The organism is Rhodococcus sp. NPDC060176 (assembly GCF_042728675.1).
Taxonomy (GTDB): domain Bacteria; phylum Actinomycetota; class Actinomycetes; order Mycobacteriales; family Mycobacteriaceae; genus Rhodococcus_F.
On the sequence record NZ_JBHWYS010000006.1, the window covers coordinates 239833 to 265253 of the forward strand.

Sequence of the window (25421 nt, forward strand, 5' to 3'; positions counted from 1 at the left end):
AGATGAGATTGCGTTTCAGGCCATCAAACAGTGGAGGGTTCCAGTGCATACATCCGAGGATTACTGGCTGTCTCGTCAAGAGGTAGCCGACCGATTGAAGCTGCCAGTCAAGACACTGGCGCAGTGGTCAAGCCTGGGTAAGGGTCCGCGCTTCGCGAAAATCGGCAAGTTCGCCCGCTACAAACTGACTGACCTTGTGGCCTGGGAAGATGCCCAGTTCTCGGATTCTCCGGACGCTGCCTAATGACCGCACCCATCACGAAAAACGCCCTCGCTGCCGACCAGGGCAACGAGGGCAATGAAACCCGCCCCACCACTACGAAGGAAAAGGATTCAAATCCGATGGTACAGAACAGCACCGCCCAGTGGGACGCCCAGGCCATCGCACACGGCGCGTCGATGCCTCGCACGACCGTTGCCGAGCTGACAGCCGACTGCGACACCGCGCCAACGTGGGCTGATCCGGCCGCGACCCTGGTAGGCGTCCGCTCCGGTCGACTGACATGGGTGTCCAAGGTGCTGCCCGTCGTCCTTGGTGACGAGGCAGGGCGCAGGGATATCGACCTCGACGGCAACGCAGTGATCTGCCACGCCCGCGCCGAGGTCACGATTCGGCAGATGCGGACGCAGGTCGAGCCGATGATTCATCTCGTCAAGATGGCTACCGGGACCGATCCGAAGGTTGCCACGACCACACTCGCGCTCGACGAGGCTGCCCGCCTAGCGCACGCGCTACTGCTCGCTGTAGACGTCGCACGCGGCATCTCCGATGAGTCGAGCGTCCGTTGAGTACGACGATGAGCACGACGCTGGGGCGAACCGTCAAGGCCGCAATCGCACTGTCGGGCATGACGGTTGCTGAGACCGGCCGAATGATCGACCTGTCCGCGTCGTCGATGAGCCGACGAACATCCGGCAGGGTGCCTTTCAAGTGTGACGAACTCGTGAGAATTGCGATCGTTCTCGAGGTCTCGATACGGGATCTGTTGGCGGACTGGGAAGCCGAGATGGGCAGGGCCGTCTAGTGACGATCACCGAAGGCCTCTTGGCTGCGCTCCTGGTCGGTCAGTCGATCGTTTGGCTGATCACCGACTACCGACGATTCGACGCAGAGGACTAGTCAACAAACATGGACAAGTTCGCATGGATGCGCAGCCTCAGGGGTGCCGACCTCACACACGCGGAGTACCGCGTCCTTGTGAATCTGTGCACCTATGCGGACGCGGTTTCGGGCGAGGCGTACCCGAGTAACGAGACCTTGGCCAAGGCCGCTTCGGTCGACACCAGAGGTATGACTCGCACGCTGATCCCCTCGCTTCTTGAGAAGGGGTGGATTCGGCTCGTCGCCCCTGGCGGAAATCAGAACGGCAAGGGGCGTGCGAATGTCTGGAAGTTGTCATCTCCTGACACCGCCAAGGGGGGTACTGACTACCCCCCTTCGAACCAGCCAAGGGCGGTACCCACTACCACCCTTCCCTCTGAAACAAGGGGGGTACTCAGTACCGACAAGGGGGGCACTGAGTACCACGAAGGGGGGTACTCACTACCTCCCCATCAGGTCATAGATCAACCCATGAATAGGTCAGAGTCTTTTTCTCACCTAAGTAACGCGAGCGCGAGTAATTCGGCGGTCACCGAAAAACCGAAAGATGATCTCCCCGTCGAAGTCACGAATGCGGGCCGCTCCGCGCCCACCGCATCGGCATCACAGTGTCAGCTCTGCAATGGCACCGGCTACTTCGGGACGGTCGTCTGTGACCACAACCCCGATCGCATCAACACAGCGAGGCGAGGCAAGGCACTCGTAGACGCAGCGCTCGCCGCGAAACGAAAGGCAGGTTGATGAAAGACCGCTACGGCGACGACGCCGATCCAACCACTGGCGTAACGCCATCGGTTGCCCACAACCCCGATTGTCGAAACGGTTGGCTCGGCACGGATTCGGAAGGGCACATGATCCCGTGCCTGACGTGCAAGCCCCACCTGCGCCACACGCTCAAGACAAACGACTTCGGCGTCCGATGACCCCGGAAGCCGACAAAAAGCCGCGAGGATCGAAATACGCGCCCGCACCGATACCCGCAATCGACTCACTCGTCGACGAACGACTCACCGGCGCTGCATGCGCCGGCATGGCACCACTGTTCGACGACTACCTCGACGACGAGAGCGTCGAACAACGCGAGTACAGGCACCACCGCGCAAAGACGATCTGCCTCCGCTGCCCGGTGCGCGCCGAGTGCACCGTCGCAGCAACAGATCACGACGCCTCGGGCATCTGGAACGGACGCCTACAGGACCCCACCACACGAACGAAGGACACAGCGTGAAGATCCCGACAAATCTCAGCCTCGATGACTACCGCCGAGTGAACGAGTCCACGATGGCACGTCGCGGTAAACGATGGACTGAGTTGTCCATGGCCGAGGCCCAAGAAATCCTCGACGAGATGAACGGCGAGATCGTGGTGCTCGAGGCCACGATCGTTGTTCTTGAAGCTCAGAAGAATCTCTGACCGTGATCGTCCAGCGCGCCCTTCGGCAGTGCTCAAATCCCGAGTGCGGCCGGGAGACCCGCGCACGAAGTGGACTGTGCCCGTCTCATCGGCCCGCAGTGACCGCGACATGGCATCGGGGGACCTTGCGCATCCTCGGACACCATCTGACCCCGCAGCAGGCGTATCAGCTCGCGGACACCATCGCTGACGCACTGGCTGACCCTCCCCCCGAAATTATTCAGGGGGTGGGGGCCTCCTGACTGGCCTCGGTAGTCTGGAACTTTTTTTACAGGGGTCCGAAACGCTGCGTGCAAAAAGCCGACCACCTGCACGAATCTACCCGAAACGACACCGAACACCCTCACTCTGAAAGGCACCACACCATGAGCACCGACTACATCGTCGTCGTAGGCCGCAAACGCCCCAAGGCTGCCGTCCGCCGCTGCACACAGCCCAAGTGCGCCGAGCTGACCCGACACCACACCCACCGCTGCCCGAAGCATCGCTAGAGCTGCCGAGAAGGAGGCCACCACATGCCCGAACCGATCGAACGCCAACCCTTCGCCGACGCCCGCCGAGCGGCCGGACTGATGCTGCATTGGCTCGACGACAACGACGCCGGAATGAAGCAAGTCCTCATGGAATCCGGTGACCTCAAGCGTGATCCGTTTCTGATCATGGCGCTGCTGAATCTCACCCTCGACCTGTTCCCGGACCTGTTCGCGAAGTCGCCCGAGATTCACGAGCGGCTACTCGAGATGGCATACGCCGAGGTCGACGAAGAAGCGAACAACCGTGACTGAGATTCGCCGCATCGACGGCGTGGTCCTCTCCGACGAGGACGCGCGCGATCTGGCGGACGCGCTGGTGATGTTCACTCACGTGCTCCGCCAGGTCGGGTCGAAAGCCGGACCGAAGGTGATCCGACTCCGATCACAACTACTCACTGCCGTAGGCGTCAGTAAAACTGCTTCCAGCGCAAGCATTCCCGAAGACGCAGCCACCGGAGAGTCACGATTGCGTCATGACCTCATCTCCACCACCGAAGCGGGCGCGATCCTCGAATGCTCCGCAGCGAACGTGCGAGACCTCGCCAAGCGTGGGCGTCTCGACGGGCAACTCGTCGGTGGCCGATGGCTGGTCACCGCAGAGTCCGTGCGCCAACGACGCGAACGGCCCTGATTCTCGCATCGCATCCGAACAGGAGCACTAACCCCATGTCCCACAACATCGACGTCTACTCACCCGGCGCGGACATCACCGCCAATGCCACCGCCGACGTGACCGCCAAGCGCTTCGTCCGCATCACCGGCAACCGGGTCGATTCCAACATCGCCGTCGCCCATGCCGCCGCAGCCGGCCGAGTCTTCGGAGTCGCCAAGCATGACGCCGCATCCGGCGATCTCGTCGGACTCGCACGCGGCAACGCCCGCATCGTCAAAGTCACCGCAGGTGCCGCCATCTCAGCGTTCGCCGAGGTCGAGGTCGGCGCGGACGGCAAGGCGATCACCCTCGCGGCGGGCAAGGCCGTCGGCGTCGCTGTCACCGCCGCCGCGTCGGGTGCCGACGCTCAGATCTCCCTCTACTGAACAGGACTCACACACCATGGCAAACTCACTGATCCCCGAACTCAACGGCCGCCGACTCACTGTCGACGTCGCCCTGAAGAACCCGACGATCCTGCGCTCGCGCATTGCCGAGCTCGCTGACCCACAGCTCGTCTTCGACAAGTTCTTCACCGCTGCCGGAACTCCGGTCGAGGGCGGGGGAATCCTGTTCTCCGTCATCAAAGCCTCTGATTTCTACACCGCCAACGACGTCGAGAAGCGCACCCCCGGCGCCGAGTACGCCGTCGTCGAAGGCGTCCAGCCCGAGCCCAAGCTCGCAGCCGTCGAAGACTTCGGTGGCAAGTTCCAGATCCTCGACGAGCAGGTCACCCGAAACGACGTCTCGTACATCGACACCCAGACCACACAGCTGAGCAACACGATCGTGCGCAAGCTCAACACCAAGGCGCTCGAAGCGGTCGAGGCGTACATCGGTGCCGAGAACACCCTCGTCGGGCACAACTGGAGCAACGTCATCACCGTGGGCCCCGAAGCGGACCTGACGCCGAACGCGTTGCGCCCGTCCGCTGACCTCTCGGCCGCGCAGCTCGCATCGAAGCTGCAGGAGTTGGGCGTCGTGCACGACCTGTTGGTACTGCACCCGAACCAGGAGCACGCGCTGAACGTGGCGTACGGCGACAAGCTGGCCGACATGCTCACCTCCGCCGGGCTGACGAAGTTCGCCAGCTCGCGCGTCGATCCGGGCGTCGCGTACGCCGTGCAGAAGGGCGCGGCCGGTGTCGTCGGATTCGAGACACCGCTCACCGTGGAGGCGTTCGACGACCGCAGCACCCGCAGCAAGTGGGTCCAGGCATACGCCGTGCCCGCGTTCGCAGTCGAGAAGCCCTACGCGGTCAAGAAGATCACCGGACTGGCGGGCTGACCATGGCGACCGTGACCATCGCTCACGCCCTGTTCACCTGGCGTGAGAACGGCGACCACCGCATCGCCTACCACGGTGACGTGGTGGACATTCCCGACGACGTGGTGGACGAGTACACGCGGTTCGGTGCGTTCGCCGCTGGGCCGACGACGCCGGAACCCGAGCCGCTGCCCACCCCTGCCGCCGACGAGCCTGCACCCGCCGACCCGGCACCGCTACGCCCGCCGATGAACACCGCACCGAAAGCAGCGTGGGTCGAGTACGCAGTTGCCAAGGGCTACGACCGCGACGAAGCGGAGGCAGCTAACAAGCCGGACCTGATCAAGGCACTCGGGTGAGCGGCAAAGCCCGCAGCGCCGAGCGGCGCGAATGGTATCGGATCCAGAACAGCACCGAGGGCGCGACCGAGATCCTGATCTACGACGAGATCGGATTTTGGGGAGTGACCGCCTCCGATTTCGTCCGCGACCTCAAAGCCGTTGACTCACAGGCGATTACCATCCGAGTCAACTCACCCGGCGGCGACGTGTTCGAAGGCATCGCGATCCTGAACGCGCTTCGCTCACACCCTGCCACGATCACCACCGTCGTCGACGGACTCGCCGCCAGTGCCGCCAGCTTCATTGCCATGGCCGGCGACGAGATCGTCATGCGGCGCAACGCGGAGATGATGATTCACGACCCGTCCGCGTTCGGGGGTGGCAGTGCAACCGAGCACCGCGAGCTCGCCCAGCAGCTCGAGCGCATCGGGGACAACATCGCCTCCATCTACGCCGAGCGGACCGGCGGCACCACCGAACAGTGGCGTGAGGCGATGCTCGCCGAAACCTGGTACTCCGCACAGGAGGCAGTGGACGCCGGACTGGCGGACCGCATCGACGGACCTGCCAGCGAGTCGAAGGCGAACAACTTCGACCTGACCGTCTTCAACTATGCGGGCCGACGCGCAGCGCCCGCACCCACCACGCGGCGCACCCGCCCCGCAGCTCGCACCACACGAACAGGAGCTAGACCCATGGCACTGACCCTGACCGACGAACAGCTCACCGCAGCAACCGAGGCACTCGGACTCGACGCCGATGCCGATGGTGACGCCATCGTGGCCGCGATCGAGGAACTCGCCACCGAGCCCGAGGGTGAGCCCGCACCGACGCCCGGCGCGCAGAACTCGGCCGAGATGGCCCAGCTCCGCGCCGACGCCCAGCAGGGCCGCATCCTCGCAGCCGAAGCCCGCCAGCGTGATGTGACCGACAAGGTATCCAAGGCACTGCAGCGCGGCGCGATCACCACCGCCCGCAAGCAACACTGGATCAACGTCATCGAAGCTGACCCCGCAATGGCCGACACCCTCGCGAAGCTGCCTGACAACTTCGCGGTGCCGCTCGAAGAGATTGGGCACGGTATCGGCGCCGACGACGGACTCGTCGAACGCGCTGACTGGTTCCGCTGACCAGGCCTGGCGTCAACGTCACCCCGGCAACTGTCCACGGTTGCGCAGGGGATCGATGGCCGACGAGCGGGAGACCAAGCGCTGCACCCTTGTGAGTGCGCCGCCTCCTTTGCCCGCAGAGACTCGACCAGCGCCACGGATGAACACCCCAGCTCACACGGGCTGGGGTGTTCTGCTGTTCATGCATGAACCATGCACGACGATGAATGACCGATTGCATGGTTATGCACGACCCCGCGGGCCGCTGACCTGCATGAACCCGATTCGGTGCTCGAACGGACATCAGATAAGCCTCTGACCTGCGGTTATGCCCCCTAAATCATTGCTGAGGTGGGGGTACCTGACAACTCCCTCGGTGCCAGTTGTGGCTTTCTCTCCCCGGGTGGCTGAATATTTCAGCGGGACTGCATGACCATGCACCGAGCCGTGCATAACCATCCGCCGGCCGATGCATAAACCTCGGAATCGAGGTGGAAATCGTCTCTCTCCCGATGGGCAACCGTGTCGAAATTCGACACAGTTGCGGAGCGAGCCGCCATAAAATCCGGACCCCCCACCTCACGGACACTCCACCGGTTCCGTCCAATCTCCCCCCGAGCCGTAGGGGGTGTACATGTACACGAAAACGGCGCACCTGATGTAAGTACTACTGACCCCAGGTCACCGTCCGGCCAAGGGTCGCGTTTGAAAAGCGACCCTTCACCCTCCCGCGTTTTAAACGCGATACGGCCGAGCTGGTGTGAGCCAGACACACACCAGCTCGGTGCCGTCAACAGGAAGAGTGTGTTTAACGTGTTCTTCCGACCACGGTGTCAAAACTGGACACCGTGCCATCGCAGACCCTGACCATCCGGCCGGCGGAAGCTGATCGGCGTTCAACGCCAATCAGCTTGGTCAGCCATGGTCAAAATGACCACACGTGACACCACGGGCCGCGTCCAGTTGACAAACGTCAGCTCGAAGGGTGTCAGTAGTACTGACACCCTTTTTGTGCGTGTCCGCGAAATCCCCATCGCTTCCCGGCGCAGGGAAGCGTTTTACGGGATCCCGTAAAGTTTCTGACCTTCTCAGGGGATCCCCTGAAAACTTTCGGCGTGCGCCTAAAGTTGTCACGGCCAACCGTGAGAACTCCCATGGGTGTACACACACGGGACACCCATGGATCGAATTTTGTGGGATCCCACAAAATGGGGGTGGGAGCTAGCCCCACCCATCTTCGCAGCGGCGCGAAAATGGGTACGCGCTCAGTGAGTACCCTTTGGCGCGGATACTCAGATCTGAGTACCCGTCTGATGGACGCCGGCGGAAGTGACGTTCATCTTGAACGTGCCATCGCAGAGCGCGAGGGTCTGAATCCATCGTTTATTCATGGTTTATGAGTGAGAATCGACGAGATTTATCGGGTCGGTGATGAGTTCAAATCTAACTGAAAGATGATGCAGTGCAAGTAATTATCGGAACAGATGGGATTCTTCGGAAGTTGAGAATCTAGAATCCATTGGTCGCGGGTTCGAGCCCCGCCCGCCCCACCATGACAGTCCTACTCGAAACACCGACAGAAAAAAGATCGGCGATCGTGAGCAGGCCTGTCGAGGTTGACGAAGGGAACGCTTCCACTTGGTGGGAGCGTTTTTCGTATGTCGAACTTATCGGTGGGTCTGGGTTGCTGATCGCATCGTTTCGCGCTCGTGCGCCGCCGTGAAGGTCGTTGAAGAGCGGGGTAAGGGTTGGGCGCACGGTGCCGAGGTCATCTACTTCGATGCGTTCATAGAATGTCTGATTCAGTTGCCTTCGAACGGAGTTCGGGACTTGTTCGTACAGGCTTTGGGGATTCTGCGTGAGGAGGATCGCGCTCCGCACGAGTTGAACCCCAATATCGAGTTGGCTTGTCGTCTGGCTCAGACCTAGCTGTGCGGCCTGTCGTTCGCGTTCTAGGTTGTGGAGTCGCGCGCGAATCCTTGCCTGCGGTATTTCACCGTCAGCGGCAAGATCGATGAGTCGTTCCTCTTTCACTCGGAGATCCTTCAGCTTCCGGGTCAAAGCCGCGTGAAGGTCGTGGACGCTCCTTTGTTCGTCACGCATCGTTTCGTTGAGGCGGTCTTCGATGTCTGATGCAAACCCATCGGGTAGCTGGAGAAGCTTGTAGTTCGCAACGATCGAGTTCTCGACGTCATTGGCGTTGAGATGCGGGAGATCACAGATTTTGTCCTGTCTTGAACGACAGAGGAAGTAGGGGTACGTGGTGCCATTCCGGCCCTTGGCCTCTGTGTAGATCATGCGCGAGATGCGGCCATCGTCGGCGCAGCGCGCGCAGTATAGAAGTCCCTTGAGGTAGTGAGTGTGGATCCGATCCCGTTGACCGTGTCGGCTTCGGGCATCGAGAACGTCCTGGACACGGTCGAAGAGTTGCTGATCGACTATTCCCTCGTGTCGACCTGGGTAGATTTCACCTTTGTAGACGAGCCAACCTGCGTAGTAGGGATCTCGAAGCATCTGATGGAGTTTCGTGTCTGAGACGGGCTGTTCGGTCGGCCAACGAGGTGACGGGCGTGAAGTGAGCCCATAGTCGGCCATCGTCGCGGCGAGACGATCGATCGAATAGTCGCCCGTCGCGTACATTTCCCAGGCCTTGCGAATAAGGGGAGCCCGCTTGGGGTCGGTCGTGATGGTGTTGATCATCCGGCCCTCATGTTCGACTCGTGCGTTGAGATATCCGAGCCTTGCCCGCCCGATAGTGCCGCCGTTGACTGCCTTGTGTCGCAACTTCGTCTGTATATCGAGCCCGCTGAGCGTGTTCTGCAAGCCGTTCATGATGTCGGTGAATCCCTCCATCGCGACAGCGTGCGGCCCCTCTCCGAAGTCTTCCTTCACAGAGAGGAGCCTGACGCCCAGTGCTTCCAGTTGACGCCCGACGATTGCTGCGTCGAAGTGGTTGCGGAACGCACGTGAGCGCATATAGACGATCACGTAGTCGATATCCTTGTTTTCCACCAAGTACTGCAACAATTCTTTGAAAACCGGACGCTTCTCGATCGTCTTTGCCGAGGCGCCTGGTTCGATGAACTCGCGCACAATTGTCGCGTTCTTCTCCCGAGCCTTTTCGATTGTCGTCTCTCGTTGTGTCGCTATAGAGTTTCCATCCGCGTCGATGTCGACCGCTGTGTACATTTGCTTCTTAGACGAAACTCTCAGATAAAGGACCGCTTTCTTGAAATCTTCAAGGTTCTCGAACCGCGTTGTCTTCGAAGGCTGGTACTGGGATATACGATTTCTCATTCTTGAAGCTCCTTCCTATTTTATGGTTGACGACCGCATGAGGTGAACTGCACGAGCGGACGTTGCTATGCGCGGGTGTTGTTTGCTAGCGCGTGAACCGTTGATGTTGGTGATGCCGGTCCATGCACCGCGGGGTTGGATCGCTAAGGCCGGTTTGTTTCAGGCGAGTCGCGATGGCGCGTTCTGTCACGTCGAAATGACGGGCAAGGTCGTGAAGGTTCTGAATTCCGTGTGCGAACGCTCGTTTGAGCTGTGTTTTAGGGACGAGCAGGCAGCCGGCGAAGTAGTCGGCCGCGTACTCGGCGTGATCGAGTCCGTGGCTACAGATTTGGGGTGGGTACAGGAATCCCGCGAGGCCATGATCGATGATGTGTTTGTACTCGTGGGCAAGTATGAAGCGTCGCCTCGTGTGTGTCTGCCGGGGGTTGAGCTCGATGACCCAGTCGTCGCCGTCCCAGAAGCACGCTCCAGACACAGGGGTGTTGGCGTACTCGACTCGCAGCTTCGGCAATTCTGTAATGACCTCAGACGGCACAGGTGCTTCGTCGATGTGTTGCAGGGCCAGCAAGTGAGTTGCTTGGAGTTCGGCGATTCGCAGTGCCTCTTCGATTGACAGGTGCCGGTGGGGGACGAGTGCGCGAAGTTTGGTCAGAATGCTGTGGTGAACTGTGGAGTCAGGGCTGTGGGGCATGCGGTGGTCCTCCTTCCCGCGGATAGTTTTTTTGAAAGTGTTTGTGGTGGTGCTCTATTCGTCCTCGCGGCCAGTTGGTCCGGTGGCTGCATGCTCGTGTCGGGACGTGATGCTCTCGACGTAGCGGTTGATTTCTGCGACGGTCTCGGGTGACATGTCGCGGTACTTCAATTTGAGATAGACCGGCATTGTTGGCAATTCATCGCCGCGAAGGAGTGCCGCTGTCGCGAGAAGGTCGGTGATCGGTATGTCGAGTGCATCCGCGATTGAGCGAAGGCTTTCGACCTTCGGTGCAGGGATCTGCGCGAGTTCAATGCGGGTCACGGTTCCTACAGCGACATTGGCCTGCCGGGCCAGTTGGCTGGCGGACAGGCCAAGTTCTTCTCGGCGTGAGCGCAGCATTCGAGCGAGTTTTTGGGATTGCTCTTGATTCATGAATAGGGTTCCTTTTCATTCCTATTCTAATTCTTTCGTTCAATTCGTTCAATGGGTTGGTTATTTCTACAACACTTATTGCTGCCGTCCATTGCGCGATCCCGGTAAGGTTTCGCTACATCCGTCCGTCGAATATCCAAATTCCGCCGTGCGGTGCGTTTGAGATCGAAATATCGCCACTGTCGTGGATACCGCGACCGAATTGCTCCGTGTCGAACCTTGTGTAGGGCTTCAGATACTCAGGGATCGTGTCGTTGAGTAGTTTCGTGTAGCCGAGGTCGTCGGCAAGCTGTTCGGCGTAGGCATGGAGTGAGTCGTAGCAGCCGAAGTAGACTTCTTCGAAGTGGTCCCACTGAGAATCGTCGTCGATGTGTAAGTCGGCCCATGCGGCAAAGGCATGACCGTACTCGGCGATGCCTTGTGCCAAGCGACTCACGCGTTCAAGCGATTCGTACTCAGATAGTTGCAGGCCGCCGAATCCGTCGAAATCGTGGATTGCGAACTCCTCCGCATCTGGTTGCCTGGATTTGGCCAGCATGGCGCCGATCGCTGCCTGAAGATCCTCAGGGCTATTGGTGGCATCGAGCCAGGTGCCGTGGAGATGGCCGTTGTTGTAGTCGCTGAGTGATGCGACGTAGATCCTGGGCAGATCTTCGGGTGCGATTTCGTGGGTGGTGGAGTGCTCAGTCGAACGGGGCAGTTCTGGTTCTTTCGGGTCGAAAGGTGTTGTATCCGGCTGTTTGTCGTTGTTCATCGTTGTGTCCTCCCTTCGTTTCGTGAGTTGATTGGGGTGAGGGTGTTGCTGGTGGGCCAGCAGCGGCAGCGAACCTTCCTCAGCTGAGAAGTGGTTCGAACTGCCGTCTGCTGGCACACCGTTGCCTGGTCAGGTGCCAGGGCTTGAGCCCGTGTCCTTTCGGGCGGTGCGGGGGCGCGGTTTGGTGCTCTCCGGGGTGGCGAACAGCGTTGAGAGCGCGTCCCTGCGTGCTGCGGCGTCACGTTCGATGTCGGCGAGCGCTTCGTCAGCGCGGGCCATGAGATCGTCGGCGTGCTTGGCTGCCTCCATATGGGCTGCCAGCGCGTTCTTGATCTCATCGGTGATCGTGGAGCCGCGTAGCTGAGCGATGAGGCTCAGCTGCGCGTGGACATCGGGTTCCAATCGGATGGCGAGGGTTTTGACCGCGCCGTTTCCGTTGGTGGTGGTTGGGCGGTTGGTGCCGTCCTCAGGTGCCGTCATGGCAACCTCCTCGGTGTGGTGTGACCGGCGAACGTCGATTGACGTTCGGAAACCGGCCACAGATGACCGACGAGGTTGTCGGGTGCAGGGGGTTATGCGGCGGAGTCCTTTTGGCGTGCCTCGGTGATTCGGCTTCGGGCGTCCGCTACGAAGGTCGGATTGAGTTCACATCCCATCCATCTGCGCCCCAGGCTCTCAGCTGCAACCGCGGTGGTGCCGGACCCGAGAAATGGATCGAGCACGATGCCGGGCTCACCGGGGAGTTGGCAGTCGCACGTCGGTTGCAGACTTTGTCGAACTGCTTTGTGCCCGAGTACGCGAACTATTGGACGTGTCCAGGGAAGCTGGCATCCACTACAGCGCTTTTCAGGGCAACCGGCCTGGATCGCACGGCGGGCGAGTTCGAGTGGATAGGCCGCGTGGTGTGCACCGTGTCCTCGGCTCGTTGCGATCGGCCAGACATCGCCTGGGTTCTTACCCAGAGGATGTCCGACTCGGCCATCTCTTTTGACGGCGTGAAGACCGTTGACACTGCCGGAGTTCGAGCCGCGCCAGGACTCGCGGTGACCTGGTGGTCTGCGACTGGGAGGCCCGGAGGATTTCGGCGGATGACTGCGGTGGGGTTCGCGGATCGAATCGAGATCGAAGTGATAGCGAGGGTGACGGGCGAAGACGTAGACCACTTCGTAGGTGCACGCGAGCCGATCCCGCACGCTGGTGGGCATGGGGTTTCTTTTGGCCCAGACGATCTTGTTCCGCAGAATCCAACCCTCCTTGATGAGGGTGAGTGCCAGGCGTTCCGGGGCGAGGACAAGGCTCTTGGTTGGTGCTCCGTGGGACGGGTTCGTGGCGTAGGTATCTCCGAGATTGAGCCAGAGGGTGCCGGTTGGGACGAGGACGCGGGCGATCTGACGCATTGTGGGCAGAAGTGCGTGAACCCAGTCGTCGACGTGGGATTCGAGTCCGAGCTGGCCTTCGTTCTCATAGTCACGAAGCCGGAAGTAGGGCGGAGAGGTGAGCGTCATATCGATACTGGCGTCCGCGACGGAGGCGAGTTTAGTAGCCGCGTCTCCGATAAGTATCGAGCCGGGCAGTGGGGCCGCCAGCCGAGGTGGCGGAGGGCTCGGATGGGGGAGTAGCGCTGTTGTTGTGGGTTGGTTCATGGGGTACCTCCTTTCATGATGAGGGTCGGCAGTTCGGCCGGGGTGGTGATGATGAAGAGTTCGTCGGGGAGCTGCGGGTTGCGTGAGATCGCCTTGGCAAGTGCTTCTTGGCGGCGAGTTGCGATTTCTGGCGTTCGTGCGCTCATCGTCCAGATGACATAGGGGAATGCTCCGTACTGATCCTGCTCGATTCCGCTTCGCCGGTACTGCTCGTAGGCAAGGCATTTGCGAAGCAGGGTGGTCAGACTCTCGCCACCGAGATCGATCTCGAGGAAGAACGCTGCTACGTCGTCGTGCTCCGGGCTCACCGCGGACTCAAGGTAGATATCTGGCTTTAGGACGACCGATCCGCCGCTGAAGTTTCGGTAACGCCGCCAGGCGGCTGGTTCAAGTTCGTAGCGAACCAATGACGGCCCCTGTGAACTGGTCGCGCGGACGAGGGTCGTGACGGTGTCTGCGATAGCGAGGGTGTGTGAGAGGAATCGAGTAGACGGTTCTTGGTAGCGCCGGCGTGGACGGTCGGGGTCCTGTTGCCGCCGGAGGCGGTCACCCACCTCGTCGATGTAGTAGACGTTTCCGGTGCTCCCTGAGCGCATTCCACCGATGTCACGGGGCAACGTGCCGATCACCCTCCACTGAGCCAGTCGGGTGAGGGCCCGGCGTGCGGCACGTGCTGCGGCGGGTTTGGTGGAGTGGTCAGGGAAGTGAAGGGCTTGGATATGGGACGCCGCGAGGAATCGGAATTGTTCGATGCTCATGATGATCTGCCAGTCACGATCGCTGAGGCGACCAACTAGGCGAAGGAGCTGCTTTTGGGAGATTCGCTGGGGTGCAGTGTGTGTCGGGTGCTTTGGCGCTGAATCGAGTGGTGAGCGGTCATTCGTACGGACTGTGGTGCCCGAATGGGCACCATCATTCGCCGCCCGTAAATCGGAATCTGGGGCGTGGACAAGGGCGGGTGCGGATTCAATGCCGGGTGCGGTCGGTCGGGCGGTCGGACGAACTTCTGGGGCAACATCGATTGGTAGAGGATGAAATGGAATTGAGTTGTCGGGGTGGTTCGATGGCCGCTCCTGGTGGGCGACGGATGGAGGGGGCAGGGCGGCTCGATTGGGTGCTGACTCGTTCATGGCGTTGTCCTCCTTCTGCGAGTACCGCCGATGGTTCCGTCGGTGACACTTGACGATTGGTCGAGAAGCGTTAGGAAGCCGGCCTCGACTTCGGCGATGGGGCGGCCGAACTGCTCGCGGCTGCGTCGCCGGATTGAATCGGGATTGCTGGTCGATCGCGGCGGTGGCAGCGTTACACCAGATGCCCAAGGCTGGACGGCTCCGTCTTTCACGAGCGAGGCGTAGATGTTGAATACGGGCAGTCCGGTGAAGTCACTGGGAGTCAGATCGGATTGTCCGGCCGTCATCGTTTTGGCGTCTGCTGCGGTGAGTTGGAAGGCTATGCGGCTTCTCGCGTTTGCGGCGAAGGCGGTGCGCATCGCTGGTGGCAGCTGGTCGATGAATTGGTGCGCGAGATGGAATGATCCGCCAAGCGACCTGGACATGGCGAGTGCATCCGAGAGGTCCGTGGGGAGTCTCAAGAATTCCTGTGCCTCATCGAGGAAGACGCTCACGGTGGTGCGGTCCTTCGGAGGAATCGCGCCGCGCTCCCGGAGCGCTTGCCAGAGTTCGGCGACAACGACCGCACCGAGGAGTTCGGCGGATTCTGGGCCGATGACACCCTTTTGCAGTGGAACGAGCAGTACCTTGTTCTCCTGAAGTACCTGCCGGATGTTGAAGCGCGGCTGCTGTTGTCCGAGCACACCTCGTAGGTGCGGCGACAGGAGTGGTCTGATCTTGTTGAGCAGCGGTGCACAGATTTGCGCGGCGCTCTCGGGGGAGAGCTGATCGAACCACTGCCAGAACGGCCCGGCCGCAATGGGATCGGCTTTCGAGATGTCGCGTGTGATTCTGCGGCGGAAGGCCGGGTTTGTCAGCAGTAGCGGGAGCATGACGAGGCTGGCGTCGTCACGGGTGGCGAGAGCTTGGAGGCTGTTCCGCAGGATGTCGGAAGACCTCGGGCCGAGACTGTCGCCGTGGATGGCAAGGAAAACGCTGAAGACATGGTCGGCGACGGCTTCCGGGGAGCGGCCGTATGACTGCAATGGATTGATGCCTACTGGTGCATCGTCGAGCGGGTCGAGTACGACGATATCGTCGCGTCGGTGTTTCGGGATTGTCGAGAGCAGTTCGTGGATGAGATCTTTCGGTTCGATGACGACAGCGGGGCGTCCAGCCTGCAGGTCTTGCACGATGAGGGACTGAAGCAGGCTGCTCTTGCCTGTTCCGGTCGGCCCGAGAATCCAAAGATGTTGCCGACTATCCTTTTCGCTGATGCCAAGTTGCCCGTCGGTGCCCGGCGCGGTGGTGTCTCCAATGATCCGATCATCCTCGCCGGCAACGGCTGTAGGGCGGAGCTGTTTTGGATGGGCTGGTGGTTGCCCGGGGTATGGAGTGGATGCGGCATCGGCGACAGGCCAGCCGGTGAGGATCGGTAGTTCCTCGATGGAAAGGCGTTGTCCACGAGTCCACATCGACCACTGGGGTGATGGCGAATTGAGACGCACTGCCTTTTCGGGTGAGAAAGTCGCACGGACGCCAGGCCCCGTGACTGTCGATATTGCCGATGTCGCGGCGAGCAGTAGGATTCGCCTGCGTTCGGGACTATCGGCGTGAACACCGATACGGAGGGTCGCGACGAAGCCGTGTTGCCCTAGCTTCCGCTTAACCTCTGTCGTTGCAGCAGTGCGTTTTTCAGGTAGGACACCTGTCAGCGCTCGAGAGGTGACGGATTGGTCAATCTTCGCGATTTCGCCAGTGGGAAAGCGTGGCGTGAGCCTCGGCCCGAGAACAATCTGAAGCGTGAGCTTCTCGGTTCGTCGAACGCTGGTGAAAGCAGACAGAATGGCGCGGGTCGACGCCTCGGGGTGCCCGGTGGCGAGGGCGACCTGATTGTGGAGCTGCAGGCGTCTTGCCGTCGTGATGGGGGCGCGGACATCCGGGTAGCTGGTGACGATGGTGCCGGGGACGAGCTGTTCGATGTCGCGGCGAAGCGCTTGATGATGACGGAGCTGGGAGCCGACAAGGTACTGAATGCCGTGGCGGTCGGCACGAGCTTCGACGATGATCTGAGGGGCATGGACTTGAGATGCCCAGCTGCGGAGCAGACCGAGAACGGGATCTCGACTCAGCGGCGCGGGCCAGAAGATCTCCTGCCACAACAACGCGCCGAGGGGCAATGCTGTTGAGGGGCTAGTCATCTCGGAGCTCCTTCGCTCGGGAATCGTCATTGGCGGCTTCGCGTTCGGCCTCAGCCAGCGCCAAAGCTATGACGGCGCGGCTGAGACGCTGCAGATCCGGGGTGTCGCGGTGAATGCCGCGCACTGAGATGTTGCGATCCTTTCGCGGTCGTCCGCCCTTTCGGTAGTCGGTCTTTCTCTTTTCTTTGTCATTGTGTCGATAGGTTCGTGACATAGCTGTGCCCTCCCGTGAATTAGAGTTTTTGATAGTGCGAATGAATTCTTTAGGTCGTTGAATTGATTGAACGCCCGGCGTCTTCTATTTAACGTTGAACGTATTCAACGAACAATAGAGTTTGTCGAAATTACAACACCGATTGGACGGGACTGATTCGAGACGTAGGGGTGACCAATTACCAGCGATTTTCGCGGCGTGCGCGGATGATCTGAATTGCTGCCACCACAACAGACGCGACCGCGACAGCAGCCACGAGATACGGCCAGACCGCCTCGATGAGCGCGACGGCGAAGTACAGAGCGATAGCTGCGACGAGGATACTTATGCACCCGCTGATGGCTCGGTCGAACCAGGACTTCGGGTTGGAGTCAGTCACGACGGGTTTCGCAGTTCGTGCAGAACCCCGCGTTCGAGACCCATGACGGCGCAGTTGATGCCGAACGATCGCTGATCCGCGGGAAATCGATTGGCGAGAGCGTTGATCTGTATTTGCCCGATGAGATCAGCGTGGAACAGCTTCCACGGCAGAGAATTTGGAGCGTAACCGCTGCGCTCCAACTGGTCCAAGTGCCAGATCGCCAGTTCTAGCTCGTCAACGAGGTCGAAGCTCAACCCGAGAAGACAGTGGTGAATATCGTGGACGAAGCGGTGGGCGATGTTCACCTCTGGCGAGGTGAACAGCACCGAGCCGCTGTTCTGGTTGGAAATGGGCAGCGGCTCCTTGGTCTGGATGCTGCGCTCGAATGCCGTGCACAGCGCGGAGTACGTGTTGGGAGCATCCCGCGTCGGGACGAAGCGGAACCCGATTGCCTCAGCCGTCTGCTCTGCGTGGAAATCGATGAACGAACTCAGAGTTTCGCGAGCCTCATCAATCTGGATGCGGAGAAGCGGAGGAATCACCTTTGGAATGGGCATACTTAATAGACCTTCCTGTGAGATGGCAAGGTTGAATGGTGAAGCGTTGAGTGGCGAAGAAAGTGTGCGCTGCTGTGGCGTCAGCGCGATGGGACGACGCTCCAACTGTGCGCTGGATTCTGGCGGCTTGGTGGTCCGCTAACGATCGTGGTCTTGATGAGTGGTGGACATAGCGCGGTTCGCCGTCATGGATTCGAAAATTGCGCGAGCTGTCGCGCCGGGCTCGGAATTCTGCGTGATCGTCGAGATGCTCACGTGAGGAGCATCTCTCAAGATCTGCGGTGGGTCTGCGTTCAATGCGACGGCATGAACGTGGCCCTTGAAGGAGATGAGTCGACCCACGACTCCGGGTGGATCGCGGTCCGTCAGAAGAAAGTCCGTCATGACGACGATCCCAATGTCGAAGGCTCGAAACTGTGTTGCCAGACGCTCAGCTTTGTCGAGTGCCGGTGTGAGATCACTCGATCCGCGCGACCCCGTCGAACGGAGCCCGGAGCGAAGTCGCAGCCGGCCGCGCCGGTGGAGCCGTTGGGGCGGCACATCGAGCGGGGAAGGCTGATCGAAGTGGATGATCGCCACGAACTCGTGGCGGCAGTTACACGACTTGCCGATGTGGTCTATGGCTCGCTTGGCCTCCGAATATCGCTGTGCGAGCGGGTCATGCCCGGACTGAGCGGTGATACTTGCCGAGTCGTCGACGATGATTATGGTCAGAGATGGACGGTCGGGGCATGAACCTGCCGCACCGAGTGCGAATGTAGCGGTGCGCTGGTTTCGGTCGGTTGTCGTGCTGATGGAGAGTTCGTGGCCAATGACGCGTGGGTCCAGAAGGCGGACGCGCTGGAGTTTGTGGTCGCTCACTGGTCTGCCTTCCGGACTCGGCGACCGATTGCAGGCGCGGCGGGACCGTGGCCGACGACATCGGGACTGCCGGTCAGCGATTCGTACGACAGCGCGGTGAGATGGGAACTGGCGGCATCCCCACGATGGTGCTGTTCCGCAGTAATTGACCGTGACCGTTCTTTGGCGCGCCCAGCGAACAGGAGCAACGGGCGGGCAGTTAGTCGGCGGTGTGCGCGAAGTTCCTTGCGATACTGACCGTGCGCTTCGTCGATGAGGTCGCTGACCGGGTCTGTGTGGCAATACGAGTTGATGAATGATGCGACTGTGACAGCGAGGGCGAGTGATCCAAACGCGACGCCAGCGGCACTCCCATCGAGAGCGGCCCGGAGGCTAAAAATCGCGCTGGCAACGAGCAACCCGACCGTCAAGCCGCTGGCCAGCGCAATTGTGGCGTACCGACGAGCCCTGAGACCGCTACCGTCGAACAAGTGTTGGTACGGCACCAAATCGCCCGAAACATCCTCGGGTTTCTCCCGCTTCCGTTCGGCTGACAAGTGGAGGTGTTTGAACTCGGCGCCGGTGAGCCCAGCCGTTATCGTTGCCGTACCGGCCGAAACTGCCTGAAGAATCGCGAGCGCTGGGATGTCGCCGAAGATGATCGCGGCGTTCGCCGGTCCCATTACTTCACCGACGAATAGTGCACATGCCCGCAATCTGTAGCCCCAACCGGACCCTTTCCGTCGACGCCATGGTGACAGCGCCGCCGCAGTCAGTACGAAGCGCTTGCGCGCCTCGGACACGACACTTCGGTTCTCAGCAATGAGATGGCCCGATTCGTTGGCATACGGTGAGAGAGCGCTGTGACGTGCTGAATCGACGCGGGATATCCGTTCGGCCTCTGATTTGAACAGATGCTCCTGTGCGACACTTTGGGCGTCCCATGCCAGTTCGCCGTACGTGTCGCCAATTGTCGGCGGGCGAGGTATGGCGGTCGCATTGTCGACCGGGATGAGCCGATTCGAACGGGCGTTTGCAAGATGGTTGAATCCCGCAGACTTTCGCAGATTCAGGTTCGCCATGCTGATCACTGCCCGTTCGCAGGATCAGTGACAACGATGCACTGGGTGGCGCCGGTGCGCTCGCAGACCCGAGTCCACGCGGCCTTGAGTGCATCGACATACGTGGTCTCTGTAATAGCGCCGTTGCTGGTCTTGCCGACGCCTATGAAGGTCACGGTCGCACCCGATAGATCCGGAACGGCCACTTCATCGGCCATTGCTACGGCCTGCTCGCGAGATAGGGCCGGGTCGCTGAAGTGCAACGTGGCGTTGTCTTCGCCGTCAGTGACGAGAAGGACGCTCAGGTTGCTCGTGTTGTCGACGGGATCGAGTTGTCTCTGGAATTCAGCAGATTGACTGAGCTGGCCGAGGATGTCGGTACCGCCTGTCGAGCCGTCGATTGGCTCAATCTGCAACTGGGTCAGGGTCGTTTCGACCGTCTCCATGACAGCGTCGGTGAGTTCGGGCTCACGACGTAGACGCACGTTGTCGGTGGCACCGTCGAGCTGCAGCTTGCCGGAATAGAGCGGCACAGTTGAGGCGACTGAGCCGAAGAATGCGGAGATCTCGACTACCCCACCGCAGATAACGGTGCGACGGACTGTGGCACGCAGCGTCTCGCTCTCAGGAGCCGAAAGGGGCTGTTGGATTCGGCTCGCTGACATGTCGAGCGACGCGCGAGAATCGACACTTCGCCCCGAGGGGCACTTCGCCAAGATTGCCTTAGCCCCGTCATCGCGGGTGGGTGTGTGGAGGGGTGAACAGCTACTGGTCATGAGTACTGCCGTCACAATCAGAGCCTTCGCCGTGCTATTTGAATTCATGTGCGATCTTCCTTCCTAGTCGAATGAGGGTGGGATGGGAGAACATGCGCAGCCAAGTTATCTTTGTGAAGCGGCTTCAAGTCAGTTACTTCCGCAATTCCGGAGAGCGTCTTTGCGATTGCGTACGCGGATGCATAGCTGGGTGCGACGCACTGTCCGCCGCCTATCTGTATTGAATCGCTGTCCGTCAGTGTGAATTTCCACCAGGTTGGCGCCAGTGTGGTCACGTGACTGTCTCCTCAGTTGTGAGCTGTGATGATTGCTGTTCGGATTGGTGACAATTGCGAAAGTAGTGATAGTTCTCGACGTGATAAATATCGGTTCAACGCGTCGATCCCGGATCCATCCCGAAAATCCCTAGACGTATCCTCCAGGACTACGATTCTCCAGGTCGTGGTCCCGAAAACGTCCCCAAAAAAAGTTGCCGCTCATGGGAGCGGCTAGGTGCGTGGCAGCGCGATTGAGGGTAAACGTGCAGATCAGCTACGCCAGAGTCGGTGCATCAGGATCTCGATCCTGGCACCGTCCAGTCGGGTGGCTTCTGCGGGCGTCTGAGCGTTTCGGACATGGGGCTCGATGAGTGGAAGATCCATGCGTGTGTGTGTTCGTGTGACGCTCCCTGGAGCTGGCTTCCAAGATTGGTATCTATGCGGGTAAGATCTATATTCCGAGCAGGCCATTATCAATACGAATGGAGCAAGCGTTGCGTGGTGGTAACTCCACGTAGGCGAAAGATCTAGGTCATTGTCAAGGTTGACTCTAAGATCACTTTCTATCCACGCGATGAAGTATTCATCAAAGTGGAGGAATTCAAAGCTGGTGTCGAATGTGTCGTCTTCGTCACCATTAAAATCGCGCATAAACGCAGAAAATCGATCGCGGAGTTCTATTACCTGCCGAGAAAGATCTCGATACAATAAAACCTGTGAAGTTGGTCCCATTTTCTTTCCTTAGTGGTTTGGGCTGCCACGCCCTGCGTAACATTATGATTGTTTGCAAACTAATTGCAAGCATAAGAATAATGCTGAAGTCAAATGGCGGTCGCTAAACTTATTGGCGACTTGCTAGAATGGCAACCCGGCAGAACTTCAGGAAGAGGACTCGAATTGTCTGACGAACAAGCAGTCGCCCAACTTTCGAGTGTCCTGAGTGCTACGCCGAAGGCGAGCGTTTTCGATGTGACGAAGGCTAAATCATGTTGGGCAGTGAGGACTGTGCTGGGCACTTCAATCGGCATGGACGGCGGCCTCGACCCAGCTGATTTCGTCAGTTTTGTACGACACGTTCGAAATCGCTTAGACAAGGCAAGCCGTTCAACACATCGGTACTCGGATGTCAGCTCCGCGCTCTCAGTGGATGAGTTAAAGGAAGCACATTCATTTAGTTTGGCACTACGTACAGAAGAGGATGACGACGAATCTATTGGTCGTCGGTTCGATTACGCGGCGTCAATCCTAGACCGCTCGCGCGACATATACCGACCAACTGCTGGTGGACGGCGTGAACGGTTGGCGACTACATATCTGCGGGCGCTGATCGTATTCTTTCCAAGTTGGTGGTTTGGGCGAAATTCTGATCCAGCACTGCAACGGCTGGCTGGGCTCGCGGAGAGTTATTGCCAGGAGATCATCTCGGCGGGGGCTCTTGGTAAAACTTCTTCGGAACTCACCAATTACGTTCGTAGAGATCGAGAAAATGGGATCATGCGCGCGTTGACTGTCGATTATGGAAAACCCGTTCTCATCTACGGGGAGGCTGGCTCTGGGAAGTCGTGTCTTGCAGCGTCGATCTACTCACAGCTTGCGCAGGGCGGTCAGTGCTTGCTGATTTCTGCGTCGTGGTTCCTTGGGCGAAATGGACATGGTTCGTTGACATCGGATGCAATAACGACCGTTGCATTGCATCCAGCGCAACTAACAATTCTGATCGACACGGCTGATGTACTGCTTCGGAGTGAGGAGGAATATGACATGCTGCAAGACATAGTCAGATCTTGGAGCGATTGTCACCGTGTTGCCGTCGTGTCACGACCGCGTGAGGCGCATGCATTGCCGTTGGACAAGTACCAGGGTTTTGAATTGACGGACTACTCCGATCGCGAAGTCGACGAGGCGGCTCGTGTGCTATGTAGGAAGTACGCGCCCGATTCGGATCCAAACCATGCGGCGGCGACGCTCCGAACAGCGATGGCGCGCGGGATGCTCGTACCGCCGATCTATCGTCGCCCGCTACTACTGCGAATGCTGTTCGAGCTTTCGGCACCGGACTTCCCCACGCTCGATGTTGATATCAATGACTTGTACGAGCGATTTTGGCAATGCAGGATTGTGAGAGATGCGCGTATTGTCACTTCCAGGCGAGCACATTTCGAGCCTGCAGAACGTGATCGCGATCTAGGCGACACCGCCAGTCGTGTCGCAATTCGTATGTTGGCTAACGGAGAACTCATTCTTCACGTAGGCGCGGTCGCTGCAAGTATCGGAGCCGTTGAGACAGATCGGACTTCGAGAGGCGTTACAGAGTCTGAGCGGGACATCTCTTCACTGATCATGCGCGACGTGTTGCAAGAGTTCGACAACTATCTGCGGTTCTTCCACCAAACGGTCTTTGAGTTCATCGCTGCTCGCGCCCTGCAAGGTCGGTCCGCGAGAGGTGAATTCATCCGTCTTTCCCATTACCTGAGCGAACACCCCAATGACCTTTTCGTGGGCGCTGTCTTCGAACAGCTTGCCACAATGATCGCACGTGACCCGGGGACTCATGTAGAAATCGGCCCAACCATCGCTGCGTTGTTCGGATCAGATGTGAATACGATTAAGGATATTGCTGTGCGAATTCTCGCCAGCAATCCAGACCTGATTGTGGCGAGTGGCATCGATATCCTGCGTGCAGACGCAGCCGCTCTGAAGACTTTCTGCCGCAACGTCATTGCTTATCGCCGACACGATCCAGTTGTCGCTATTCGGTCATTGGTCGCTTTAGTGCATATCAAACATCTTCACCAGCCGTCACTAAGCGCATTGACGCACATGGCGCGCAGGTTTCCAGAAGAAGTCGTTAGTGAGCTTGGAAACGAAGAAGCGATTCGGCGACTCCTGGCTGCGAACCCACACTTTGTCTCGTCCGATGACGGGATTTTGCCCTTGTTGATTCCTCTTGTATCGCACAATTCGGATTTCGTCCGGCGCGCGATCCTTGAGTGTCTCCGAACGATTACGCAAATCGGTTCAGGGAGGTCTGGGGTCCGGGCGTACCTACTTTTCGTGAGCGAGCGCTGGAGGCTGCTGGGTAGCTCGTGGTTCCTTGTCGAGATCGGAAAGATACTCGGTGGTGGGTCGGGCGTAGACGACGACTCTCGGAATGTTCGCCGATGGCTCGGTAACATCTACGCGGCGAACCTGGCTGTCGCATGTGAGGACGATTATCGTGCCTCCACCGTGCGTGCATTCGCAGAAGAAGCATGTCGGCTCCTGGAGATTCGAGACACGGATATTCTAGCAGGTGCTCAAATTTCGGCCGTGTGCGAATTGCTTGCGGCAGAGACTCTTTCATTGAACGACGAAGCTTGGGTAATCAGTCGACTTTTTGCACTTGAAGGTACCCGTTCGCCATATCAACTTGCCCGTGGACCTTTGGCGCTTGTCCTCAGTGCCGATTGCCGTGCTCGCTCGACAATCGTCGAGATCCTTGCCAGACGCCTGAGCAGCGTCGGAATAGGTGAGCGGAACGTACCGGACTGGGGTCATGTTGCGCGAGGTTGTCTGCAATCGGCTGAAATCCCTGCCTCTGTGTTCGTCAGTATCGTTCAGAAGGCGCGGATCAACGAACCGACGCGGTGGCTGAAGCGTGGGGCAGTTTTGATCTTGACGCCAAGGTCGGCTGCACTCCAAGTGCCAGCAGCGCGAGACGCACTCAACTTGATTCTTGACGATTCCGGATTACTCGAAGACGAAGACGCAGATATTTTCATCGATGGTGCAAAATCTGTGATTTCGCATTCTGAGATAGTGATGCGGGTGTTCTTGGTTCTGGCCAGTCGACGCCGACGCGTTGCGACTATATCGGAAGTTGTGGCAACGATGAGGAAAAATGGAACCGGTATAGAGATGCTTCATGTGCATCGAAAACTCTTGAACGACATCATTAAGCAGTCACTGGCAGAGGATCAATCTCAACAGGAGCGTGGAGCTCGGTTGTGGGGTCTTCTCACTGAGGTCGGGGTTACAACGCCGACACCAAACGAACTTATCGTTGCCATTAACAAAACTACGCGCTCGACAGCTCGGGCGCGGCTTGTCGACATTCTGGGAGATGTGGCGCGACACAACGCTGACGGGCGTGCCGCCGTCATCGGATTCTGTTCGGCTCGAATGCAAGTGACTTCACACCCACTGCCTGGATCGGTGGAGACAAAAGTGGTGAAGCCTGCGATGCTGCCTGACGAGGTAGACAGCATCCGACGTGCATGGCTCCTCCAACTCGCTTTTGGGGAGCCCGATCCATGCCTCGTGCCGACAATTGCCACGTTAACTCTAGCGCCATGGCATCGGAATAAGGCCGTCCCATTTACTCCCGAACGAGTTGGAGATGCGAACCGCGCAATTGCGGTGCTGGCTCAATCCGGGTATGTCGAGGAAGCTTGGGATCTTTTCCGAATTATTGCAATTTCCATTGTGGATCCAGTATATAAGCCGAAGCAACAGAAAGCGGCCGCTAACATGCTTGGACACGCGATGCATTCCATTTGTACTGCATCAACGCAGCGGCAGGTGGTGGAAAATTTGGCTATCCTGCCGCGTATTGCCGACGCGATAGCCGCTGAGTTTATTGAAAAATTGGCGAAGTCTCATTGGTCGTTGGTTGAATCGATGGATGAGAGCATCATAATTTCGTTGGGCCCACAAACCAGAGGCGCAATAAATTCCCAGCGACGGCAGAGGAACTTCCAATCGCCTGGCGGTCATCTGCAGTTCCTGCTCCGGGGGGTACATGACGAATGATCTGGTCAGATATATTGG

At 59.2% G+C, this 25421-nt stretch carries 28 protein-coding genes; 14 read left to right on the top strand and 14 right to left on the bottom strand.

What is annotated here, in order from left to right; all coding sequences use genetic code 11:
* The first annotated feature begins 43 nt into the window (after window positions 1-43).
* The 13 genes from ACFWEM_RS25640 to ACFWEM_RS25700 all read left to right on the top strand — a co-directional run bounded on the left by ACFWEM_RS25640 (window position 44) and on the right by ACFWEM_RS25700 (window position 6437).
* Complete coding sequence (locus tag ACFWEM_RS25640) at window positions 44-244, top strand: helix-turn-helix transcriptional regulator (RefSeq protein ID WP_378538271.1); 201 nt, start codon at window positions 44-46, stop codon at window positions 242-244.
* Window positions 244-789 carry a hypothetical protein gene (locus tag ACFWEM_RS25645; RefSeq protein ID WP_378538273.1) on the top strand — a complete coding sequence of 182 codons (546 nt, stop codon included), beginning with the start codon at window positions 244-246 and terminating at the stop codon, window positions 787-789. The genes ACFWEM_RS25640 and ACFWEM_RS25645 overlap by 1 nt, the downstream gene beginning before the upstream one ends.
* A gap of 8 nt (window positions 790-797) precedes the next feature.
* Window positions 798-1025 (top strand): helix-turn-helix domain-containing protein, encoded by a 228-nt coding sequence (locus ACFWEM_RS25650; protein WP_378538276.1) that lies wholly within the window; start codon window positions 798-800, stop codon window positions 1023-1025.
* A gap of 122 nt (window positions 1026-1147) precedes the next feature.
* On the top strand, window positions 1148-1843 hold the full coding sequence (locus tag ACFWEM_RS25655; RefSeq protein ID WP_378538549.1) for a helix-turn-helix domain-containing protein: 696 nt from the start codon (window positions 1148-1150) through the stop codon (window positions 1841-1843).
* Between the two features lie 118 nt (window positions 1844-1961).
* Window positions 1962-2330, top strand: coding sequence for a WhiB family transcriptional regulator (locus ACFWEM_RS25660; RefSeq protein WP_378538280.1), 369 nt, complete (start codon window positions 1962-1964; stop codon window positions 2328-2330).
* Window positions 2327-2515: a hypothetical protein gene (locus ACFWEM_RS25665; RefSeq protein ID WP_378538283.1), complete on the top strand. Its 189-nt coding sequence runs from the start codon at window positions 2327-2329 to the stop codon at window positions 2513-2515. Before ACFWEM_RS25660 ends, ACFWEM_RS25665 begins: the two co-directional genes overlap by 4 nt.
* Window positions 2516-2880: 365 nt before the next feature.
* On the top strand, window positions 2881-3006 hold the full coding sequence (locus ACFWEM_RS25670; protein ID WP_378538285.1) for a hypothetical protein: 126 nt from the start codon (window positions 2881-2883) through the stop codon (window positions 3004-3006).
* A gap of 24 nt (window positions 3007-3030) precedes the next feature.
* Complete coding sequence (locus ACFWEM_RS25675) at window positions 3031-3300, top strand: hypothetical protein (protein WP_378538287.1); 270 nt, start codon at window positions 3031-3033, stop codon at window positions 3298-3300.
* Window positions 3293-3679 carry a hypothetical protein gene (locus ACFWEM_RS25680; RefSeq protein WP_378538290.1) on the top strand — a complete coding sequence of 129 codons (387 nt, stop codon included), beginning with the start codon at window positions 3293-3295 and terminating at the stop codon, window positions 3677-3679. The genes ACFWEM_RS25675 and ACFWEM_RS25680 overlap by 8 nt, the downstream gene beginning before the upstream one ends.
* A 35-nt stretch (window positions 3680-3714) precedes the next feature.
* On the top strand, window positions 3715-4086 hold the full coding sequence (locus tag ACFWEM_RS25685) for a DUF2190 family protein (protein ID WP_378538292.1): 372 nt from the start codon (window positions 3715-3717) through the stop codon (window positions 4084-4086).
* A 16-nt stretch (window positions 4087-4102) separates the two neighbouring features.
* Window positions 4103-4987: a major capsid protein gene (locus ACFWEM_RS25690; protein WP_378538295.1), complete on the top strand. Its 885-nt coding sequence runs from the start codon at window positions 4103-4105 to the stop codon at window positions 4985-4987.
* Between the two features lie 11 nt (window positions 4988-4998).
* Window positions 4999-5325, top strand: coding sequence for a hypothetical protein (locus ACFWEM_RS25695; RefSeq protein WP_378538297.1), 327 nt, complete (start codon window positions 4999-5001; stop codon window positions 5323-5325).
* Window positions 5322-6437, top strand: a complete 1116-nt coding sequence (locus tag ACFWEM_RS25700; RefSeq protein WP_378538300.1) for a head maturation protease, ClpP-related — start codon at window positions 5322-5324, stop codon at window positions 6435-6437. Before ACFWEM_RS25695 ends, ACFWEM_RS25700 begins: the two co-directional genes overlap by 4 nt.
* Before the next feature lie 1488 nt (window positions 6438-7925).
* Here ACFWEM_RS25700 and ACFWEM_RS25705 read toward each other — a convergent pair.
* From ACFWEM_RS25705 to ACFWEM_RS25770, 14 genes are all read right to left on the bottom strand, one after another.
* Window positions 7926-9713 (bottom strand): recombinase family protein, encoded by a 1788-nt coding sequence (locus ACFWEM_RS25705; protein WP_378538304.1) that lies wholly within the window; start codon window positions 9711-9713, stop codon window positions 7926-7928.
* 85 nt (window positions 9714-9798) lie between these two features.
* A complete protein-coding gene (locus ACFWEM_RS25710; RefSeq protein ID WP_378538308.1) occupies window positions 9799-10404 on the bottom strand; it encodes an ImmA/IrrE family metallo-endopeptidase in 606 nt (201 codons plus the stop codon).
* 54 nt (window positions 10405-10458) lie between these two features.
* Window positions 10459-10839, bottom strand: a complete 381-nt coding sequence (locus ACFWEM_RS25715) for a helix-turn-helix domain-containing protein (RefSeq protein ID WP_378538311.1) — start codon at window positions 10837-10839, stop codon at window positions 10459-10461.
* A 115-nt stretch (window positions 10840-10954) separates the two neighbouring features.
* Complete coding sequence (locus ACFWEM_RS25720; protein ID WP_378538317.1) at window positions 10955-11593, bottom strand: antirestriction protein ArdA; 639 nt, start codon at window positions 11591-11593, stop codon at window positions 10955-10957.
* A gap of 129 nt (window positions 11594-11722) precedes the next feature.
* The gene (locus tag ACFWEM_RS25725; RefSeq protein ID WP_378538321.1) at window positions 11723-12073 is read right to left on the bottom strand and encodes a hypothetical protein; all 351 of its coding nucleotides are present in this window, start codon (window positions 12071-12073) and stop codon (window positions 11723-11725) included.
* 92 nt (window positions 12074-12165) lie between these two features.
* The gene (locus tag ACFWEM_RS25730) at window positions 12166-13236 is read right to left on the bottom strand and encodes a DNA-methyltransferase (RefSeq protein WP_378538324.1); all 1071 of its coding nucleotides are present in this window, start codon (window positions 13234-13236) and stop codon (window positions 12166-12168) included.
* Window positions 13233-13994, bottom strand: a complete 762-nt coding sequence (locus ACFWEM_RS25735; protein ID WP_378538327.1) for a replication-relaxation family protein — start codon at window positions 13992-13994, stop codon at window positions 13233-13235. Before ACFWEM_RS25735 ends, ACFWEM_RS25730 begins: the two co-directional genes overlap by 4 nt.
* A gap of 368 nt (window positions 13995-14362) precedes the next feature.
* The gene (locus ACFWEM_RS25740) at window positions 14363-16546 is read right to left on the bottom strand and encodes a type IV secretory system conjugative DNA transfer family protein (RefSeq protein WP_378538330.1); all 2184 of its coding nucleotides are present in this window, start codon (window positions 16544-16546) and stop codon (window positions 14363-14365) included.
* Window positions 16539-16760 carry a hypothetical protein gene (locus tag ACFWEM_RS25745; protein WP_378538333.1) on the bottom strand — a complete coding sequence of 74 codons (222 nt, stop codon included), beginning with the start codon at window positions 16758-16760 and terminating at the stop codon, window positions 16539-16541. Before ACFWEM_RS25745 ends, ACFWEM_RS25740 begins: the two co-directional genes overlap by 8 nt.
* 178 nt (window positions 16761-16938) lie before the next feature.
* A complete protein-coding gene (locus ACFWEM_RS25750; protein ID WP_378538335.1) occupies window positions 16939-17139 on the bottom strand; it encodes a hypothetical protein in 201 nt (66 codons plus the stop codon).
* Window positions 17136-17678 (bottom strand): hypothetical protein, encoded by a 543-nt coding sequence (locus ACFWEM_RS25755; RefSeq protein ID WP_378538338.1) that lies wholly within the window; start codon window positions 17676-17678, stop codon window positions 17136-17138. The genes ACFWEM_RS25750 and ACFWEM_RS25755 overlap by 4 nt, the downstream gene beginning before the upstream one ends.
* Before the next feature lie 138 nt (window positions 17679-17816).
* Complete coding sequence (locus tag ACFWEM_RS25760) at window positions 17817-18539, bottom strand: VWA domain-containing protein (protein WP_378538342.1); 723 nt, start codon at window positions 18537-18539, stop codon at window positions 17817-17819.
* Complete coding sequence (locus tag ACFWEM_RS25765) at window positions 18536-19600, bottom strand: hypothetical protein (protein ID WP_378538345.1); 1065 nt, start codon at window positions 19598-19600, stop codon at window positions 18536-18538. The genes ACFWEM_RS25760 and ACFWEM_RS25765 overlap by 4 nt, the downstream gene beginning before the upstream one ends.
* Window positions 19601-19605: 5 nt before the next feature.
* Window positions 19606-20403, bottom strand: coding sequence for a hypothetical protein (locus ACFWEM_RS25770; RefSeq protein ID WP_378538348.1), 798 nt, complete (start codon window positions 20401-20403; stop codon window positions 19606-19608).
* Window positions 20404-21509: 1106 nt separating this feature from the next.
* Here ACFWEM_RS25770 and ACFWEM_RS25775 point away from each other — a divergent pair.
* A complete protein-coding gene (locus tag ACFWEM_RS25775) occupies window positions 21510-25403 on the top strand; it encodes an NACHT domain-containing protein (protein ID WP_378538351.1) in 3894 nt (1297 codons plus the stop codon).
* Window positions 25404-25421: the final 18 nt, after the last annotated feature.

Excerpts from the sequence above, each read along its gene's own strand:
- ACFWEM_RS25765 (WP_378538345.1), bottom strand. The coding sequence starts at position 19,600 with ATGGCGAACCTGAATCTGCGAAAGTCTGCGGGATTCAACCATCTTGCA.
- ACFWEM_RS25675 (WP_378538287.1), top strand. The coding sequence starts at position 3,031 with ATGCCCGAACCGATCGAACGCCAACCCTTCGCCGACGCCCGCCGAGCG.
- ACFWEM_RS25720 (WP_378538317.1), bottom strand. The coding sequence starts at position 11,593 with ATGAACAACGACAAACAGCCGGATACAACACCTTTCGACCCGAAAGAA.
- ACFWEM_RS25745 (WP_378538333.1), bottom strand. The coding sequence starts at position 16,760 with ATGTCACGAACCTATCGACACAATGACAAAGAAAAGAGAAAGACCGAC.
- ACFWEM_RS25670 (WP_378538285.1), top strand. The coding sequence starts at position 2,881 with ATGAGCACCGACTACATCGTCGTCGTAGGCCGCAAACGCCCCAAGGCT.
- ACFWEM_RS25690 (WP_378538295.1), top strand. The coding sequence starts at position 4,103 with ATGGCAAACTCACTGATCCCCGAACTCAACGGCCGCCGACTCACTGTC.
- ACFWEM_RS25705 (WP_378538304.1), bottom strand. The coding sequence starts at position 9,713 with ATGAGAAATCGTATATCCCAGTACCAGCCTTCGAAGACAACGCGGTTC.
- ACFWEM_RS25645 (WP_378538273.1), top strand. The coding sequence starts at position 244 with ATGACCGCACCCATCACGAAAAACGCCCTCGCTGCCGACCAGGGCAAC.
- ACFWEM_RS25715 (WP_378538311.1), bottom strand. The coding sequence starts at position 10,839 with ATGAATCAAGAGCAATCCCAAAAACTCGCTCGAATGCTGCGCTCACGC.
- ACFWEM_RS25770 (WP_378538348.1), bottom strand. The coding sequence starts at position 20,403 with ATGAATTCAAATAGCACGGCGAAGGCTCTGATTGTGACGGCAGTACTC.
- ACFWEM_RS25650 (WP_378538276.1), top strand. The coding sequence starts at position 798 with ATGAGCACGACGCTGGGGCGAACCGTCAAGGCCGCAATCGCACTGTCG.
- ACFWEM_RS25655 (WP_378538549.1), top strand. The coding sequence starts at position 1,148 with ATGCGCAGCCTCAGGGGTGCCGACCTCACACACGCGGAGTACCGCGTC.
- ACFWEM_RS25730 (WP_378538324.1), bottom strand. The coding sequence starts at position 13,236 with ATGAACCAACCCACAACAACAGCGCTACTCCCCCATCCGAGCCCTCCG.
- ACFWEM_RS25685 (WP_378538292.1), top strand. The coding sequence starts at position 3,715 with ATGTCCCACAACATCGACGTCTACTCACCCGGCGCGGACATCACCGCC.
- ACFWEM_RS25755 (WP_378538338.1), bottom strand. The coding sequence starts at position 17,678 with ATGCCCATTCCAAAGGTGATTCCTCCGCTTCTCCGCATCCAGATTGAT.
- ACFWEM_RS25725 (WP_378538321.1), bottom strand. The coding sequence starts at position 12,073 with ATGACGGCACCTGAGGACGGCACCAACCGCCCAACCACCACCAACGGA.
- ACFWEM_RS25740 (WP_378538330.1), bottom strand. The coding sequence starts at position 16,546 with ATGACTAGCCCCTCAACAGCATTGCCCCTCGGCGCGTTGTTGTGGCAG.
- ACFWEM_RS25735 (WP_378538327.1), bottom strand. The coding sequence starts at position 13,994 with ATGAGCATCGAACAATTCCGATTCCTCGCGGCGTCCCATATCCAAGCC.
- ACFWEM_RS25710 (WP_378538308.1), bottom strand. The coding sequence starts at position 10,404 with ATGCCCCACAGCCCTGACTCCACAGTTCACCACAGCATTCTGACCAAA.